11 protein-coding genes are annotated in these 17,697 nt (G+C 66.4%); 3 read left to right on the top strand and 8 right to left on the bottom strand.

Annotated features, from left to right (window positions below):
* Positions 1-94: 94 nt before the first annotated feature.
* The 4 genes from ACPCHZ_RS10750 to ACPCHZ_RS10735 form a co-directional block, all read right to left on the bottom strand.
* Positions 95-1,561, bottom strand: coding sequence for an FAD-dependent oxidoreductase (locus ACPCHZ_RS10750; RefSeq protein ID WP_423484761.1), 1,467 nt, complete (start codon positions 1,559-1,561; stop codon positions 95-97).
* Positions 1,558-2,466, bottom strand: coding sequence for a VOC family protein (locus tag ACPCHZ_RS10745; protein ID WP_423484760.1), 909 nt, complete (start codon positions 2,464-2,466; stop codon positions 1,558-1,560). Before ACPCHZ_RS10745 ends, ACPCHZ_RS10750 begins: the two co-directional genes overlap by 4 nt.
* 15 nt (positions 2,467-2,481) lie before the next feature.
* Positions 2,482-3,663 carry an acyl-CoA dehydrogenase family protein gene (locus ACPCHZ_RS10740; RefSeq protein WP_423484759.1) on the bottom strand — a complete coding sequence of 394 codons (1,182 nt, stop codon included), beginning with the start codon at positions 3,661-3,663 and terminating at the stop codon, positions 2,482-2,484.
* Between the two features lie 88 nt (positions 3,664-3,751).
* Positions 3,752-4,807 (bottom strand): 2Fe-2S iron-sulfur cluster-binding protein, encoded by a 1,056-nt coding sequence (locus ACPCHZ_RS10735; protein WP_423485341.1) that lies wholly within the window; start codon positions 4,805-4,807, stop codon positions 3,752-3,754.
* A gap of 123 nt (positions 4,808-4,930) precedes the next feature.
* Here ACPCHZ_RS10735 and ACPCHZ_RS10730 point away from each other — a divergent pair, with 123 nt between their 5' ends.
* Positions 4,931-6,553, top strand: coding sequence for a flavin-containing monooxygenase (locus tag ACPCHZ_RS10730; protein ID WP_423484758.1), 1,623 nt, complete (start codon positions 4,931-4,933; stop codon positions 6,551-6,553).
* A 21-nt stretch (positions 6,554-6,574) separates the two neighbouring features.
* Here ACPCHZ_RS10730 and ACPCHZ_RS10725 read toward each other — a convergent pair whose 3' ends face one another.
* Positions 6,575-7,429, bottom strand: a complete 855-nt coding sequence (locus ACPCHZ_RS10725; RefSeq protein WP_423484757.1) for an alpha/beta fold hydrolase — start codon at positions 7,427-7,429, stop codon at positions 6,575-6,577.
* Between the two features lie 193 nt (positions 7,430-7,622).
* Complete coding sequence (locus tag ACPCHZ_RS10720) at positions 7,623-8,261, bottom strand: TetR/AcrR family transcriptional regulator (protein WP_423484756.1); 639 nt, start codon at positions 8,259-8,261, stop codon at positions 7,623-7,625.
* A gap of 710 nt (positions 8,262-8,971) precedes the next feature.
* Here ACPCHZ_RS10720 and ACPCHZ_RS10715 point away from each other — a divergent pair.
* Entirely contained in the window at positions 8,972-14,899 is a 5,928-nt protein-coding gene (locus ACPCHZ_RS10715; RefSeq protein ID WP_423484755.1) for a tandem-95 repeat protein, read from the top strand.
* A gap of 39 nt (positions 14,900-14,938) precedes the next feature.
* Here the strand turns inward: ACPCHZ_RS10715 and ACPCHZ_RS10710 are convergent, their stop codons facing one another.
* Positions 14,939-15,331, bottom strand: coding sequence for a hypothetical protein (locus tag ACPCHZ_RS10710; protein WP_423484754.1), 393 nt, complete (start codon positions 15,329-15,331; stop codon positions 14,939-14,941).
* 212 nt (positions 15,332-15,543) lie between these two features.
* Positions 15,544-16,062 carry a hypothetical protein gene (locus tag ACPCHZ_RS10705; protein ID WP_423484753.1) on the bottom strand — a complete coding sequence of 173 codons (519 nt, stop codon included), beginning with the start codon at positions 16,060-16,062 and terminating at the stop codon, positions 15,544-15,546.
* Between the two features lie 93 nt (positions 16,063-16,155).
* Here ACPCHZ_RS10705 and lnt point away from each other — a divergent pair, with 93 nt between their 5' ends.
* A complete protein-coding gene (gene lnt, locus ACPCHZ_RS10700; protein WP_423484752.1) occupies positions 16,156-17,679 on the top strand; it encodes an apolipoprotein N-acyltransferase in 1,524 nt (507 codons plus the stop codon).
* The last annotated feature ends 18 nt before the right edge of the window (positions 17,680-17,697 follow it).

Genomic DNA, 17,697 nt, shown 5'->3' with positions numbered 1-17,697 from the left:
ATATGAGAGAGGCCATCAGGAGGCAGCGCCGGTCAACCGGTCGTCTGCCCGGCTCACGAGGGCGACGCCACGGTTGATTCCGGCTGGGTGGCGGTCAGCCTTTGGCAGCGCGACGGCCGGCGCGTCGCCCGTAGAAGCTGCCGTCGCCCAGCGAGATGCCGCTGGCGTAACCCCACGCGGCAAGGCCCGCGGTCGAGCGCCCGGCGGCTAACAGGCCGGGGATGGGCTCTCCGCTGACGTGCAGCACCTCGCCGTCCAGCGAAGTCTGCAGGCCGCCCAGGGTGAATCCGCCGGTGCTCTCCCGCAGATCGATCGCCCCGACCGGCGAGCCGACCGGGCGCAGCCACTGCGGCTTCTTGTGCAGCAGCGGATCCTCGCCGCGCACTGCCCCGTCGTTGTAGGCGGCGATCGTGGCCTGAAGTGATCCGGGCGCCAACCCGATCTCGGCTTCGAGTTGGACAACGGTCTCGCACACCCACGTCGGCGGACGCATCATCAACTGTGGGGACAGCGATGCCATCGCCTCTTCCTGGGCGTCGCCGTCGATGATCAGGTACGCGGTGTTGTTCTGGTGGTACAGCGTCAGTTGGCCCACCCGGCCCGGGTAGGTGTCCTCGGCGACGTAGCGCTGGCCGCGTTCGTTGACGAGGACACCGCGGACCAACTGCTGCGGGTCGATGAAGATCGCGACCTCGGTGGCGTCCATGTGGGCGAGGTCGGCGCCGAGCGCCTGCGCCATCCGGATCGCCTGACCGTCGTGCTGTTCGATCGACGCCGCCGGACGTCCGGCGATGCGCGGGGCGTACTGCGCCACCATCGCGTCGTTGTAGGCGAAGCTGCCAGTGGCCAGCACCACGCCACGGCGCGCGCGGATCGTCACCTCGGTGCCGTACTGCCGGGCACGGATTCCAGCAACCCGGCCGTCGGCTTCGACCACCAGGGTTTGCACCCGCACGTCGTAGAGCGCCCTGGCCCCGGCCGCGGTGGCGGTCTCGACCAGCGGCTTCATCAGCATGTAGCCGGCGCTGGCCTCGCCCTGCTTCTTGTCCGACATCTGTGGGACGTGTCCGCGGGGTGCCGGTGTGGCGATGGTGTTGAACGGGTAGGAGTTCTCCCCGCCGCTGTACATCAGACCCTGGTCGCCCATCGGCTCCCAGCCCGGCTCACCGAAGAACTCGGCCTTGAACGGCACACCGCTTTCGACGAGCCAGTCGAAGTGGGCGACGCTGCTTTCGCAGTAGTCGGCGATGCGGCGGCCGTCGGCGCCGGGACCCATCGCCGCGTTCAGGAACGCCGCCATGTTCTCGACGGAATCGTCGAAGCCGCAGGCCTTTTGCAGCGCCGTCCCGCCACCGAGGTAGATGAAGCCGCCGGCCATGGCGGCCGCCCCGCCCCAGGAGCCGGTCCGTTCGAGCACGAGCACATCCGCGCCCGCTCGGGCGGCCTCAACCGCTGCGGCGGCGCCGGCGATGCCGAAACCGGCGATCACCACGTCCGCCTCATGATCCCAATGGCTGATCGTGGACGCCCAGACCGGGCTGACGTCGGCGTCGGGCGTCATGGCCGCATCGCTGCCGGCAGGTCGCTCACCCACTGGTGGCCCCAGTAGCTGTCAGCGGTGATTTCCTCTGCAGTGTAGTAGGTTTCGTCGACGCGCATGCCGTCGGTGCCGAATTCGATGTCCCAGTCGCCCGGTGCCCGGACATAGAAGGACACCATCTTGTCGTTGGTGTGCCGGCCGAGCGTCGACGACAATTGATACCCGTCGGCGCCGACGCGATCCAGCGCCTGCCCGACCGTGTCGAGGCTGTCGACCTCGACCATGAGGTGGACCAGACCGGGATCGCGAAGGGTTGTCGCCGGACAGATCGCCAGGCTGTGGTGGCGCTCGTTGATGCCGAGGAAGCGCACACGCACCGGCCCGTACTCCGGTGGCACCGGCACTCGGAACGCGCCGCGGGACCGGAACCCGAGTACACCGGTGTAGAACTCGAACAGGCCGTTGGCGTCCAGTGCGGGCATGACCACATGCCCCAGCCCCTGTGCTCCGGTGACGAACCGTGCCCCGAACGGCGTGATCACCGGACTGTGGTCGAGGACCGGTCCGTGGAAGACCTCGATCGCGGTGCCGGCCGGGTCGTCGAAGGCGATGACCTCTTCGACGCGGCGTGCGTCGGCCTCGTCCAGCGGCAACTGTTTGAAGGGCACGCCCGCGCCGTCGAGGGCAGCTTTGACGTCCTCCAGGCCGGCGCGGTCGCGCACCTCCCAGCCGACGGTCATGATGCGGTCGGTGTCTCCCGGGGTGACGATGATGCGCGCTGCTCGCTCGTCCATCCGCAGATACAGCGCCGACTCGTTGGAACCGCGTCCTTCTGCGAAACCCAGCACCTGGAAGGCGAAGTGGCGCCAGCGATCGATGTCGGCGGTCTGAACGGTGACGTATCCGAGGCTCTTGAGTGCTGTCATGTCGTGTCCTACAGGTCAGATCATCGCCCGCAGCGGCCCCTGCGGGTCGACCCCGAGGGAGCTCAGCGCCGAGGCGTGGTAGATGGTTCCGGGGACATGGATGGCATGGGCGACGCCGGCGTGCGCGTCGCGCCAGTACCGCTGCAGCGGCTTGTCCATCCGCAGTGCGTTGCCGCCCGAGCGGGAGAAGATCTGGTCGACCGCGGCGACTGCCCGCCAGACCGCCTTCACCTGGCTGCGCCGCACAGCCGCACGGTCGGCGAAGCTGACTTCCTTGCCTGCGTCGACCATGTCGTAGATGCGGTCGACGTTGGCCAGCAGCGCCTGGCGGGATGCCTCGATCTCGGCTGCAGCGTCGCCGATGGCGAACATGACGTAGGGGTCGTCCTTGATCGCGGTGCCGTTGGCGCCAACACGTTCGCGCTGGTAGTCCAGGTGCGCCGCCAGCGCACCCTCGCAGATGCCGATGGTGGCGGCACTGATCCCCAGCGGGAACATCGTCGACCACGGCATCTTGTAGAGCGTCTTCGTCATGCCGGCTTCGATCTGCGCGGTGCCGTCCATCACCTTCAGGCCGTCCATCGTGCGGTATGCCGGTACGAACGCATCGCGAACAATGACGTCCTTCGACCCCGTGCCGCGCAGACCGACCACGTCCCAGGAGTCGTCGACGATCTCGTAGTCGCTACGCGGCAGGATCATGTGCAGGATCTGCGGCGGCATCACCGGTTTGCCGTCGGCGTCACCGACCATCGCGCCGAGGATGATCCAGTCGCACGCGTCGGTGCCGGAGCTGAACTGCCAGCGGCCGTTGAACACGTAGCCGCCGTCGACCGGCTTGGCCACCCCCTGTGGGGCATAGGGTGAGGCGATCCAGGTGTCGACATCGGTGGCCCAGACTTCCTGTGCGACCCGAGGATCTGCGTAGGCGAGCTGGTAGGGGTGCACGCCGACCACGCCGTTGACCCACCCCGCCGCCGGGTCGAGCGCCGCGGTGGCCATCACGGTCTCGGCGAACTCGCGGGGGTGCACCTCGAACCCGGCGTGTTCGGCCGGCTGGAGCAGGCGGATCGATCCGGCCGCCTTCATGTTCTTGACGGTGGCATCCGACAGCTGGCCGAGCTTCTCGGCCTCGACGGCCTGCTCTTTGAACTGGTCGGCCAGTTCCATCACCCGGTCGATTACCCGCTCGGTCATGAGGTGTCCTTCTCTCGTGAGGCTGTCTTGGATGGTCTACCGCGAAGGGCACCGTCGTGTGGGCTGATCCCGGTGAATGGACGGCGCGTCAGAATTCGACGTGTATGTCGTGTGACACCGGCCGCGCCTGGCAGCCGAGGATGGTTCCGGCCTCGACGTCGTCGGACTCGAGGATGTCACTGGCCGGCATGTCGACCTCGCCGCGGAGCAGAGTCGCGGCGCAGGAGCCGCACTGGCCCTCCCGGCACGAGTACGGCACATCGATATTCGCTGCCAACATCGCCTCCACCAGGGTCGACCTGGCAGGCCAACGCAACGTGTGCTGCTGTCCGTCGAGGCCGACCCGGACGGTGACCGCCTCACGATCGACGGCGGGGGCGACGACCGGTGGTTCTTCGATCGCGAAGGGATCGCCGGTCAGCGACTGGAAGACCTCGGTGTGCACGGCGCTGCGCGGGACACCGGCGTTCGTGAGCGCGGCCGCAGCGGCGGCCATGAACGGCGTGGGGCCGCAGATGTAGGACTCGGCGTTTCCGAGACGGCGCGCGAGGCCGGTGAGTTGCGGCTGCTGCGGCAACCCCTGCACGGATTCCAGCCAGTGCACCACCGTCAACCGGTCGGTATGGCGGATCGCGAGGTCAGCCAACTCTTCGGCGAAGATGACCGAACGCTCGTCGCGGTTGGCATAGATCAGCGTCACCCGGCCGGTGCCCTCAGCCAGCGCCGATTTCAGTATCGAGATCACCGGGGTGATACCGCTGCCGCCCGCCCACAGCAGCAGATCGGCGTCGAGGTCCGCCGGCGTGAAGACCCCAGAAGGGGGCAGCGCCTCGATGACGTCCCCTGGATTGACGTTGTCGCACAACCAATTCGATCCGTAACCGCCGTCAACCCGCTTGATCGTCACCTTGGGCACCTGATCGGTGTGCGGTGAACTCGACAGCGAATAGCAGCGGGCCACCGACGCACTGCCCTGGCCGGGTACCCGTAGCGTCAGGAATTGGCCGGGCCGGTAATTCAGCCGGTGCTGTTCGTGTTCCGCGACGGCGAAGATCAGGGAGCGGGCATCGTGGCTCTCTTCGACGACATCGGTCACGGTGAGCTTGACGCCGCGGGACGGGGGTGGCGAAGACACAATGGTGATGGTGCTGGCTGTTGCCGCGGTGCGCGCACTTCCGAGTCCGATGGTTGGGAGGCCGTGGTCGCGACGTCCGGTGACCGGGACGGGCTCACCCTCCGCGTGTGCGGGACGCCTACCTTCGGCCTCGTGGACACCTCCGCTGACTTGCTGCCCGAAGCCGTCGATGCCGTGGTCGTCGGCGCCGGCTTCGCCGGCCTCTACGCACTCCACAAGCTGAGGGAACAGGGTCTGACCGTTCGGGTGTTCGAGGCGGCGCCCGACGTCGGCGGCACCTGGTATTACAACCGCTATCCCGGTGCGCGATGTGACGTCGAAAGCGTCGACTACTGCTACTCGTTCTCCGAGGACCTCCAGCAGGCGTGGACGTGGACCGAGAAGTACGCGACCCAGGCCGAAATCCTGCGCTACATCAACTGGGTCGCCGACAAGCTGGATCTGCGCCGAGGCATCACGTTCAACACCAGGGTCGCCTCGGCCGTCCTCGACGAGGACTCGCTGCGCTGGACGGTCACGACGGACACCGGCGCTGTGGTCTGCGCCCGGTTCTGTCTCATGGCCACCGGCCCGCTGTCGGCGGCGCTCACTCCGCAGTTCGACGGACTGGACACCTTCGGCGGCAGGATCTACCACACCGCCGACTGGCCGCACGAAGGCGTCGACTTCACCGGTCGGCGAGTGGCGGTGATCGGCACCGGATCATCAGGAGTGCAATCGATTCCGATCATCGCCGATCAAGCCGAACAGCTTTACGTGTTCCAGCGGACGCCCAACTACAGCGTGCCGGCCGGTAATCGCCCGCTCCGCGCCGAGGACGTCGCCCGTATCAAGGCCACCTACGCCGAACGGCGCCGGCTCTCCTGGCGGAGCGGCGGCGGCTCTCCGCACATCGCGCACCCGAAGCTCACCATGGAGGCGTCCGACGAAGAGCGCAGGGCCGCGTTCGAGAAGCGCTGGCAACTCGGCGGGGTCCTGTTCTCCAAGACGTTCCGGGATCAGATGATCGATCCGAGGGCCAACGAGGAAGCTCGCAAGTTCTACGAGGAGAAGATCAGAGCCGTCATCGACGACCCCGACGTCGCCGAGCTGCTCATCCCCTCTGATCACCCGATCGGCACCAAACGCATCTGCACCGATACCAATTATTTCCGAACCTTCAACCGCCCCAACGTGGAGCTGGTCAGCGTCCGCAGAACCCCGATCACCTCGATCGACGCGGATGGGATCAACACCTCCGACGCGCACTACGACATCGACACCATCGTGCTGGCAACCGGTTTCGACGCGATGACCGGAGCATTGGGAAAGATGCAGATCGTCGGGCGCGGCGGTGAAACGCTCAATGACGACTGGCGCGACGGGCCACGCACATACCTCGGGCTCGGAGTGGACGGCTACCCGAACCTGTTCGTCGTCTCCGGACCAGGGGCCCCGGCCGTGCTGGCCAACATGGTCTTGCACGCCGAAGCACATGTGAACTGGATCGCGGACTGCATCCGCTACCTCGACGATCACGGCTACGCGGCCATCGAGGCGACGAAGGAAGCCGTCGACGAGTGGGGCGCAGAGCTGGCGCGCCGCGCCGAGGCGACGCTGTTCACCAAGGCCAACTCCTGGTACATGGGTGCCAATGTGCCCGGCAAGCCGCGGGTGTTCATGCTGTTCATCGGCGGATTCGGTGTCTACCTTGACATCTGCGCGGAGGTCGCCGACGCCGGTTACAAAGGATTCGCTCTGCTGAAGTCCAACTGAGTCCGCCTCCCGTCCGGAACGCTATTCGCGCAGCAGGAACGACCGGACCGTGGCCTCGAACGCCGCCTTCGCCTCGATCATCGCCCAGTGGCCGCAATTCGGGAACACATGCAGTTCGGCGTTCGGGATGGTGCGCATCGGGATCAGCGCCATGTCCAGTGGGCTGACCCGGTCGTCACGGCCCCACGTCAGCAGCGTCGGCGCCGCCACCTTGTGCATCTGCGCCCACGGCAACGGCACATCGGAACTGCGCATGAATGCCATCATCTGGGCGAACGCCGCCTTCCCGTACATCCGTCGCGCTGCGGCGAGCGTGTCAGGATCGGTCGCCAGTTGCCAGCGCTCCTCGATCAGCTCGTCGGTCACCAATTCGGGGTCGTACACCATTGAATGCAACCAGTCGACGAGCCGCTGCCGGGTGGGGTCCTCGGTGAACTCCTGCAGCAGCCTGATGCCCTCACTGGGGCCGGGGCTGAAGACGTTCGTCCCGATACCGCCGATCGTGACCAGGCGCCGAACGCGGTCCGGATGGTGCATGGCGAAGTTGATGCCAACCCCGCCGCCCATCGAGTTGCCCACGATGTCGACGTGGTCCACTCCGAGCGCGTCGAGGAAGGGCGCGACGACACCCTGTGCGCTGACCATCGGATGACCGCCCTGGTCATCGCTCACGCCGAAGCCGGGGAATTCGAGTACGAGGCAACGAAAGTCGCTACTGAATGCGGGAAGGACGCCGCGGAAGTTGCGCCAACCGGTGACGCCCGGCCCAGAACCGTGCAAGAACAACAGCGGCGAGCCGGCACCGGTGTCGTAGTAGCGCAGCGTTCCGGTCGGCGTCGACACTTCCTGAAGAGGGATCTCGAAATCGGTGGTCATGGCTCAAGCCTTTCATCGGCCGCTGATGTGAGGTAGGCGACGTCCGGTCAGCGGACGCCGTGTCTGCCGTCGTGCGCGCGACGGTCCACGATGACTCGATGCTCGATGACCAGCACGTAGTGACTTACCGGGTGAGTGGCCGTATCGCTGTCATCACATCGTGCTGGGCGGCGCGGGCGACCACCTAGCTGACCTATCGGCGAAACCGGCTAGGACGAGAGGCGTCGCCGTTGTCAAATGGGATGAGCGCCCTAGCGATTCGTTGTAGGCGTTGCCTTGCCTCGGCCGTCGTCGCGCGGCCCTGGACCAAGGCGAGCATGTTCGATACCCATACGTCGGCAACCAGGCCGGCGATCTCGGTCTGTTCCGCCGGTGTCGGACGAGGGCTGATGGCCGAGATGAAGATGCGCGTCAAGGTGTCGCGAACCTGATCCACGTTTGATCCTGCTGAATTTTCGGACAACAGGTACGCGCGCATCAACGCATCCGCGCAGAGCGGGTTACCCCACAGCCGCCGGGTGAGGACCTCCAGCACGTGGGACAGCTGACGTGACGGATCGGTGACTGCTTGCGATCCAGACTCGGATGCCGGTTCGAAGGTGGTCAGCCAACGATCGAGCGCCGCAACCAGCAGGTCGTCCTTCGACGTGAAGTGCTGGTACACCGTTTCGGTCGCTACCTTCGCGTGTTCGGCAACCGTTCGCATGTGGACGGCGTCGTAGCCCTCAGCGGCGAGCGCGAGTGCCGAGGCGACGATGCGCTCACGTCGGGGTCCCCGTTTCGACGGCACCGCCGGAAGCGCTTCCCTGTTGATTGCCACCTGGTCGGTCATCGGTTCAACCGATTGCCGGCGGCCGTCGATCAGACGAAGCTCCCTGGGAATGACGACACTCCTCCTAGCTTGAGGCGTTCCAGCCGCGCAGTGGTGTAGCACCTCGAGGCGGCGGTGATCTCTTGACGCTAAGGGGCGAGACGCATTCACCGACGGTCGCCTTCCGGTCATCGGGATGTTGTCCGGGTGACCGGATCGGGCGGGCGACGAGGTTGAATATCTGATGCGCCGGAGTGGGTCGAGGATGTGTTATGCCATCAACACAAACTGCGTCATCGAAGGTAGCTTCGAGTCAGTTTGCGTCGTTTGGCGGTGATCTGAGGCGTTCGCCCAGCATCGTGTTTTCAGCGTCTGGTTCGATTCCCGGCAGCTCCACAAACGACGCGGGCCAGACGCAAGGCCTCGCCCGGTTTCTTTCCATTATCTGTGGGCATGATGCCGCACCGTCCTTGATTGGCACTGTCGCGAGCATGAGGACGGCGCCTAGGCAGGTTCGGTTTGCTCTTCGTGCGGCCGAGCAGGGACGGCGCGATTGCGGCGGCACCGGGAATCGGTCGCAAAAAAAGACACATACCATGCTGGTTTCCGCTAGGGTTTGACGGCGCAGTCAATTTGCTGTCACTCTTTGAGCGGCGCGATCGGGCTGGCACCGACCGAAACTTCACCGACCCCGGTTTCGCGGCGACGTCTGGGTCATCGGGGATGCAGACATGGGTTATGCGATTCACATCGGCCGGGTGGGTGCGTTGGCGGTGGCGCTAGGTGTCGGGGCGGCGGCGGCCACCGGATACGGCATCGGCACTCCGGCGGTGGCATGGGCCGAGGAGGGTTCGCAGACCACCGGCGACAACTCTGATGACTCCGACAAACCGTCCGACAAGCCGTCCGACGACGAGGCCGACAATCCGTCCGACGACGAAGCCGATACCGATACGCCGAAATCAGATGCCGACGCCAACATCGGCGGCGCACACCTATCCGATCTGGACGAAGACTCCGATGAGGACGAAGACTCTGATCTCGACGAGGACTCCGATCTGGACGAGGACTCCGATCTCGACGAGGAGAGCGCCGAGCAGGATGTCACCACCCCGACCCCGGTGGTGCACACGCCAGAGAGCACCACGCCGCTGACCGCGACCCCCACACCGGCCGCAGTCACCGACACCACAGTCGTGACACCCGACCCGCCGGTGCTCACCGAGCCGCCGACCGGATACCTCGCACCCGCCGACACCACCACCCCCGCCCTGATCCACGACCTCAACGGCCCCACCGACCAGGACAGCGACACCGACGCCGACGCCGAACAGTTCAGCGACGGGCAACCCAGCGCACGCACGATGACCACGTTGACCCTCGATGACCCCGCCGCCACACCGCAGATGTTCATCGCCGCCGCAGCCGCGCCCGGCACCCCAGCCCCAGCGCCGCTGACCGCTCAGCCGGCCAACCTCTCTGAAGCGCTGCTGGGAGCCTCAGAAGTGCTGGGCAATATTTTCAACACCGCCATCACCACCCTGCTGAACTCGATTTTCTCCCCCGGCCCGACCACCCCCGCCCCGCCGATGATGCTGTTCATCGTGCTGGGCTGGGTACAACGCGAACTGCAACGCAGCCTCTTCAACCAATCCCCCACCGCGGTGGTCGACGCGGTCACCACCTCTGAAGACACCCCCGTGAACATCGCGGTGCTGGCCAACGACACCGACCCCGACCTGAGCACCGCGGTCGCCGGCCTGCCCGGCGGCGACGTGCTCACCGTCACCGATTACACCCAACCCACCCACGGCACCGTGGTGCTCAACCCCACCACCGGCGCGTTCACCTACACCCCGACCGCCAACTACACCGGCACCGATTCGTTCACCTACACCGTCTCCGATGAAGCCAGCCCCTGGCACGTCCACGGCACCGAGGGTCTGTTCTACGGCGGCGGCCACACCTCCACCACCACCATCAACATCAGTGTCAACCCGGTGAACGATGCCCCGGTCCTCGGACAGGTCACCTCCACGCCCGGAGTCGGCAACACGTGGGTGGTGTCGGTCAACGGCAGCAACGACATCGACGGCGACACATTGACAACCACAGTCACCAGCGCCGATGCCAGCATCCCGCTCATAGTGACTCAACTCCCCGACGGCCGCATTCAAGTCGTGGCCGACCCCACCTGGGCAGCCGCCCACCCCGGAGCCCAGCTGCCGGTCACCGTAACCGTCGCCGACGCTCAAAACGTAAGCGCCACAACCAGCTTGATCATCGGCACCGCCAACAACGTGACCGCCGTCGGCCGAAACGATTTCGGGCAGGCCGACATCCCGGCGCTTCCGGCCGGCGTCACCTACATTCAGGGCGCCGCCGGGTACGTTCACACAGTGCTGCTGCGCTCGGACGGCACCGCCGTCGCCGTCGGCCTCAATTCCTACGGGCAGAACAATATCCCTGCGCTGCCGGACGGGGTCACCTACACGCAGGTGGCCGCCGGCCAAACTTACACTGCATTGCTGCGCTCCGACGGCACCGTGGTGGCATTCGGCAACAACGAATTCGGGCAGACCAACATCCCCGAGCTGCCGCCCGGTGTGACCTACACGCAGGTGGTCGCCGGCGCCCGGAATACGGTCTTGCTGCGCTCGGACGGCACCGCCGTCGTCGTCGGCGCCAATGCCTACGGGCAGAACAACGTCCCCGAGCTACCCGCCGGGGTCACCTACATCCAGGCAGACGCAGGCTTGAACCACACGGTGTTGCTGCGCTCCGACGGCATCGCCGTCGCCTTCGGCCTCAACTCGAACGGCCAGACCAACATCCCGGCGCTGCCCGCAGGCGTCACCTACAAGCAGGTGGCGGCCGGTAACGATCAAACCGTGCTATTGCGCTCCGACGGCACCGCCGTGGCCATCGGCGACAACCGATTAGGGCAGACCAACATCCCGGCGCTGCCCGCAGGCGTCACCTACACCGAAGTGGCAGCCGGTCAGGACCACACGGTTCTGCTGCGCTCCGATGGTACTGCGGTGACCATCGGCAGCGCCTTCGCCGGGCAGGGCGCCATCCCGACGCTGCCGAACGGCGTCACGTACACCAAGGTCGCAGTCGGTCAAGACCTCACGATGTTGTTCTCCTCCACTACCGCAACCCCTTTCAACGCTCACCCGGTGGCTACCAACGACACGGCAACCGTCGCCGAAGGCGCCACCGCCACCATCACGGTCATCGCCAACGACACCGACGCCGACGGCACCATCGACGCGGCCACGGTCGTCATCACCGGACAGCCCACTGCCGGAAGCGTCACCGTCAACCCCGATGGCACCGTCACCTACGTTTCCGACGGGACAGAGGTGACCACCGACAGCTTCACCTACCGCGTCAACGACAACATCGGCGCCACCAGCTACGCAGCCACCGTCACCATCACCATCACCCCGGTCAACGACGCACCCCCATTGATCCAACAGGCAACGTCCGCTCCCGGAGTCGGCAATACCTGGGTGGTGTCGGTCAGCGCCAGCGACGTCGACGGCGACACATTGACGACCACGATCACGAGCGCCGATGCCACCATCCCGCTCACGGTGACCCAACTTCCGGGTGGCGCCATCCGAGTCGTGGCCGACCCCGCCTGGGCCAGCGCCCACCCCGGCGCCCAGGTGCCGATCACCATAACCGTCACCGACACTCAGAATGCCAGCGCCACAACCAGCTTGACCATCGGCACCGCCAACAATGCAACCAGCGTCGGTGCGAACAGCTATGGGGTGCTCAACATCCCGGCGTTACCGGCCGGGGTCAGCTACACGCAGGGCGCCGCCGGCGCTTTCCATACAGTGCTGTTGCGCTCCGACGGGATCGCCGTCGCCATCGGCGACAACGGGCTCGGTCAGCTCAACATCCCGGCGTTGCCGGCCGGGCTCACCTACACCCAGGTCGCCGCCGGTGTATTTCACACAGTGCTGCTGCGCTCCGACGGCTCCGCCTTCGCCTTCGGTTACAACGATTACGGGCAGGTCAGCATCCCGGCGTTGCCGGCCGGGGTCACCTACACCAAGGTCGCCGCCGAGTACTTTCACACGGTGCTACTGCGCTCCGACGGCTCCGCCGTCGCCGCCGGTTACGACGTCGCCGGGCAGCTCAACATCCCGGCGTTGCCGACCGGGGTCACCTACACCCAAGCCGACGCCGGCGCTTATCACACGGTGCTGTTGCGTTCCGACGGGACCGCCGTCGCCATCGGAGACAACCTGTACGGGCAGCTCAACATCCCGGCGCTGCCGACCGGGGTCACCTACACCCAAGTCGACGCCGGCCAATATCTCACGGTGTTGCTGCGTTCCGACGGCACCGCCGTCGCCGTCGGCAGAAACGACTACGGGCAGCTCAACATCCCGGCGCTGCCGTCCGGGGTCACCTACACCCAAGTCGACGCCAGCCGCTACGGTACGGTGTTGCTGCGCTCCGACGGCACCGCCGTCGCCATCGGCGAAAACGACTACGGGCAGTTCAACATTCCGGTGTTGCCGGCCGGTGTCACCTACACCCAGGTCGCCGTCGGCTACAGGCACACCGTCTTGATGTCTTCCACCACGCCAACCCCTTTCAACGCTCACCCGGTGGCTACCAACGACACGGCAACCGTCGCCGAAGGCGCCACCGCCACCATCACGGTCATCGCCAACGACACCGACGCCGACGGCACCATCAACGCGGCCACGGTCGTCATCACCGGACAGCCCACCGCCGGAAGCGTCACCGTCAACCCCAACGGCACCGTCACCTACACCTCCAACGGCTCCGAGGTGACCACCGACAGCTTCACCTACCGGGTCAACGACAACACCGGCGCCACCAGCAACGAAGCCACAGTCACGGTCACCATCACCCCGGTCAACGACGCCCCGGTGGCAGTCAACGACGCCTATTCGACGAATGCGAACACCGTGTTGACGGTGGCCGCGCCGGGCATGTTGTCCAATGACAGTGACGCCGAGGCTGATTCGCTGGCCGCCTGGATGGTGACAGTTCCGGCCCACGGCACCCTGAGCCTCAACTCGAACGGCTCGTTCTCCTATAGGCCGACCGCTAACTACACCGGACCGGACAGCTTCACCTACAGGGTCAGTGACGGCACGGTCACCAGCAACACGGCCACCGTCAACATCACGGTCAGCCCGGTCAACGTCGCCCCGACAGCGACCAACGACAGCTATGGCACCAACGAGGACACCTCGCTGACGGTGCCGGCGCCCGCAGGTGTACTACTCAACGACACCGATCCCGATGGCAACCCGTTGACCGCGGTCAAGGTCACCAACCCCGCCCACGGAACCGTCACGGTCAACCCCAACGGATCCTTCACCTACACCCCCAACGCCAACTACAACGGACCCGACTCGTTCACCTACAAGGTCAACGACGGTGCCCTCGACAGCAACACGGCCACCGTGAACCTGACGGTCAATGCGGTCAACGACGCGCCGACCGCGACCAACGACGCCTACACCACCAACGAGGACACCGCGCTCGTCATCAACGTATCCGGCGTGCTGAGCAACGACACCGATGCCGAGGGCAACCCGTTGACCGCGGTGAAGGTCAGCGACCCCGCCCACGGAACCGTCACGCTCAACGCGAACGGATCGTTCACCTACACCCCCAACGCCAACTACAACGGGCAGGACTCATTCACCTACAAGGTCAGAGACAACGTCCTGGACAGCAACGTGGCCACCGTGACCGTCACCGTCAACCCGGTCAACGACGCCCCGGTCGGGACCAACGACTCCTATACCCTCGCCGAGGACACCACGCTGACCGTCCCCGCTCCAGGACTGCTCACCAACGACTTCGACGCCGAAGGCCCCCTGGTCATCAGCAACCGCACAACGGTTTCGCATGGCACGATCGAAGTCTTGTCGAACGGTGCGTTCACCTACACGCCGACGGCCAACTACAACGGCACCGACTCCTTCACCTACCGCGTGTCCGACGGCACCGTGACCTCGGCGCCGATCACGGTGAACTTCACCATCACCCCCGTCGACGACCCCGACAACGCCCCCCCGGTGGGCAACACCGACGCTTACACCACCGCCGAGGACACCACGCTGAACATCCCCGCCCCCGGACTGCTCAGCAACGACACCGACGCCAACGCCCAACAGTTGTTCATCACCGATGCCATCGCCCCAGCGCACGGAACCCTCGGCATCAACCCAGATGGCTCCTTCACCTACACCCCGTCGCTCAACTACAACGGCCCCGACTCCTTCAGCTACCAAGTCTCCGACGGCATCGACAAGTCGGCGCCCACGACGGTCAACATCACCGTCACCCCGGTCAACGACGCACCGACGATAAACAACGACACGATCCCCTTCCCCAAGAACGGATTCATCGGCTTCAGCCTGCAGAACAGATCCTCTGACGTCGATGGCGACACCCTGACCGCAACCCTGATCAGCGGCACCACGCACGGAACGCTGACCTTCGACGGCGTCCAGCGGACGTTTTCCTACAGGCCCAACACCGACTTCGTCGGTGAGGACTCATTCACCTACAAGGTCAGCGACGGCAGACTCGAAAGCCCGACTGCCACGGTCACCTTGAACGTCACCGCACCTATCGAAGCCTGAAACGCCAGCATCCGAGAGCCATTCGCGCTCTTCAAGCGGTTATGAGCCCGGTCCATATGGGCCGAAGAAATGGCATCCAACCGGGTTGGTCGCGCAGTAAGAACCCGGTGCCGGTGGTGCGGGCGGTGGAGGCGGCGTCCGCCCGGGTGGGGAACCGATCCAGATATGGCTCTTCACCGGTTCGCCGGTGGGAATGTTCGTGATGGGGACGTTGCCTTCCCCGAACGGGACGTACCAGTAGTCGTGGCAGACGTTGTCGTCCCAGCCGAAGTCGGCCAACGGACCCAAGGGCACCGGTTGGCCGGGGCACCACGTTCCGGTCGGATTCTCGGCGGCGGCGAAACCTGCGCCCAGTCCCAGCCCGGCCGCCGCGATGGCGCCTGAGATCAAGGCCCCGGCGACCGTGTGCGCCATCATCTTGGTGGTGTGCATATTGTGTCCTTTGTCCGCCGCGGCCACCGGGCTGCGAATATCTCGCGTTTGCTGATATTTGACGCGTCAGATAATTTACCTGCTTGGCCGAAGTAATTAGACCCCGCCGAGGTTGCTGCCGATCGCAATTTCGACAAATCGTGGGTGGCGCACTTCGGCGGCCGGCCGCCGGCATGCTGCTTCGTCCCGCGCCGCCGAGGCCCGGTTCGACGTCACGGCGACATGTCCGACGGTGCCCGCCCCGGCGCCATCGCACGGGCGGCCAATACGGCCGCAGCGCCGGAGAGAACGTGCCAGGCGCCGTGGTACTGCCAGACGCTGTCGGGTCGGCAGAGCGGTGATCCCGAGCGTCCTGCGGCGTAGGCGGCCAACCCCAGCGCGAAGACCCCGGCCGCTCCCGCCCAGGCCGACCGGCATCCCGGGCGCCGGCTACGGGCAAGAACGGCGGCGTACACCGCTACTGCGGCGACGATCGGCCAGTCGTGCGCGGGCTCGGCCCAGGACGGCTGGGGCCCGTGGTAGGCGACGCTGCCGGCCCCGACCGCTATGAGCGCCACTCCGGCGGCACCGGCAAGTGGCGCCCTCCACCGCACGGCCCAGCCCAGCACGGTCATCCCGGCGGCGACGTACGCCAGGCTGGTGACGGCCAGGACGGGCTGCGCCAGCGCGGCGCCGAGGATGCGCTCGCAGTCCGAGTGACCGAAACTCGCAGGAGCGGTCAAGACCTGCATGGTCGATCCACCGTAGCGCGCAAAGCACCGGCAGACTGGGGTTGGGTGACCGACCAGCCGGTGGGACCGGACACGTTGAGCGACGCATAGGCGGTGCGTGTTTTGAGCCGAACGTGGTCAGGCCTCACGGCGGCAGCGCTCGCCGGAGCGCTGCCGGCGCTTGCGTTCCCCGCGCCGTCGTGGTGGTGGCTGGCCTGGTTCGGCATCGTCCCCCTGCTGTTGGTGGTGCGTGCGGCGGCTACCGTCCGCGCTGCCGCTCTGCGGGCGTGCTGCGGAATGGCCGGCTACGTGCTGGCCACCCAGTACTGGCTGCTGCCGAGTGCCGGGCCGCTGCTGATCATGCTGGCCATCGGACTGGCCGCGTTGTGGGTGCCGTGGGGTGTGGCCGCGTATCTGCTTCTGCGCGAACCCATCACGGGCCGCGGGACGCTCGCGGCCATGGTGGTGCTGCCGAGTGCATGGGTGATGGCCGAAGCGGTGCGATCCTGGCCGGTTCTCGGCGGTCCATGGGCATTGCTCGGCGCGTCGCAGTGGAACCAGCCGGCCACACTCGCCTCGGCATCGCTCGGCGGGGTGTGGCTCACCAGTTTCGTGATCGTCGGTGCGAACACCGCGATCGCCGGTGTGATCCTGCATTCGCGCATGCCCGTCCGCGTCACGGCGGCAGTGGTGGCACTGGCGTGTGCGGGACTCGGTCCGGTGTGGTTCTGGCTGGGACCGGCGCCTTCGGCCGGAGCGACGGCACGGGTGGCGCTCGTTCAGCCAGGCAACATCGAGGACTCTCGCGCTCGTCAGGCGGCCGGCGAAGCGCTGACTGCGGATCTGGCGGGACGGCGGCTCCACGTGGTCGTGTGGGGGGAGAGCAGCGTGGGCGTCGATCTCACCAGCCGGCCGGAGGCGATGACGCGCCTGGCGGCCCTGTCCCGACGGGTCGGAGCGGACCTGCTCGTCAACGTCGACGCCCGTGACCGCACCGGCGGAATCTCCAAGTCGTCGGTCCTCATCGGACCGAACGGATCGCGCGGCGCGTATACGAAGACGCGGCTCGTCCCCTTCGGCGAATACGTGCCGCTGCGGCCGCTGCTCGGTTGGGCCACCCGGCACACCGAGGCGGCGGCCGAGGACAGACGGCGCGGCAGCGGACAGGTCGCCTTGCACACCGGTCCGTCGGGCGCCGACTCGGAAAAGCCCGTCGGAGGGCTCGCCATCGGACCGCTGATCAGTTTCGAGACGACGTTCTCCGATCTTCCCCGCCGGGAGGTGCAGCGTGGTGCGCAGTTGCTGGTGTATCAGAGTTCCACCTCGACCTATCAAGGAACCTGGGCGCAGGCGCAGTTGGCCAGCCAGGCCGCGATTCACGCCGCTGAGGTGGGCCACCCAGCGGTGCACACCGGTTTGTCAGGCGTCAGCGCCGCCTTCGACGCACGAGGCCGGCAGCTCGCCTGGTACCCCGCCACCGAACATGGCGCGATCGTGGTCGACGTCCCGCTCGATTCACACAAAACCGTGTTCCAACGGTTCGGGGACTGGGTGTTGGCGCTCGCGTTTTGCATCTTCTCCTGCGCCGTCGTCGTAGCGACCATGCGCCATCGGGGCTCAACACGCCGGGCGGGTTGATCGGCTCCGAATTGGTTC

It is taken from the genome of Mycobacterium sp. NPDC050041 (genome assembly GCF_049541695.1).
Classification (GTDB): domain Bacteria; phylum Actinomycetota; class Actinomycetes; order Mycobacteriales; family Mycobacteriaceae; genus Mycobacterium.
Note: the sequence above shows the minus strand (reverse complement) of the source record. Positions and strands in the feature narration are given on the sequence as shown.

Bases quoted from the DNA above. Each gene is read 5' to 3' on its own strand.
- ACPCHZ_RS10710 (WP_423484754.1), bottom strand. From the start codon at position 15,331: ATGCACACCACCAAGATGATGGCGCACACGGTCGCCGGGGCCTTGATC.
- ACPCHZ_RS10750 (WP_423484761.1), bottom strand. From the start codon at position 1,561: ATGACGCCCGACGCCGACGTCAGCCCGGTCTGGGCGTCCACGATCAGC.
- ACPCHZ_RS10705 (WP_423484753.1), bottom strand. From the start codon at position 16,062: ATGCAGGTCTTGACCGCTCCTGCGAGTTTCGGTCACTCGGACTGCGAG.
- ACPCHZ_RS10740 (WP_423484759.1), bottom strand. From the start codon at position 3,663: ATGACCGAGCGGGTAATCGACCGGGTGATGGAACTGGCCGACCAGTTC.
- ACPCHZ_RS10725 (WP_423484757.1), bottom strand. From the start codon at position 7,429: ATGACCACCGATTTCGAGATCCCTCTTCAGGAAGTGTCGACGCCGACC.
- ACPCHZ_RS10745 (WP_423484760.1), bottom strand. From the start codon at position 2,466: ATGACAGCACTCAAGAGCCTCGGATACGTCACCGTTCAGACCGCCGAC.
- ACPCHZ_RS10720 (WP_423484756.1), bottom strand. From the start codon at position 8,261: ATGACCGACCAGGTGGCAATCAACAGGGAAGCGCTTCCGGCGGTGCCG.
- ACPCHZ_RS10715 (WP_423484755.1), top strand. From the start codon at position 8,972: ATGGGTTATGCGATTCACATCGGCCGGGTGGGTGCGTTGGCGGTGGCG.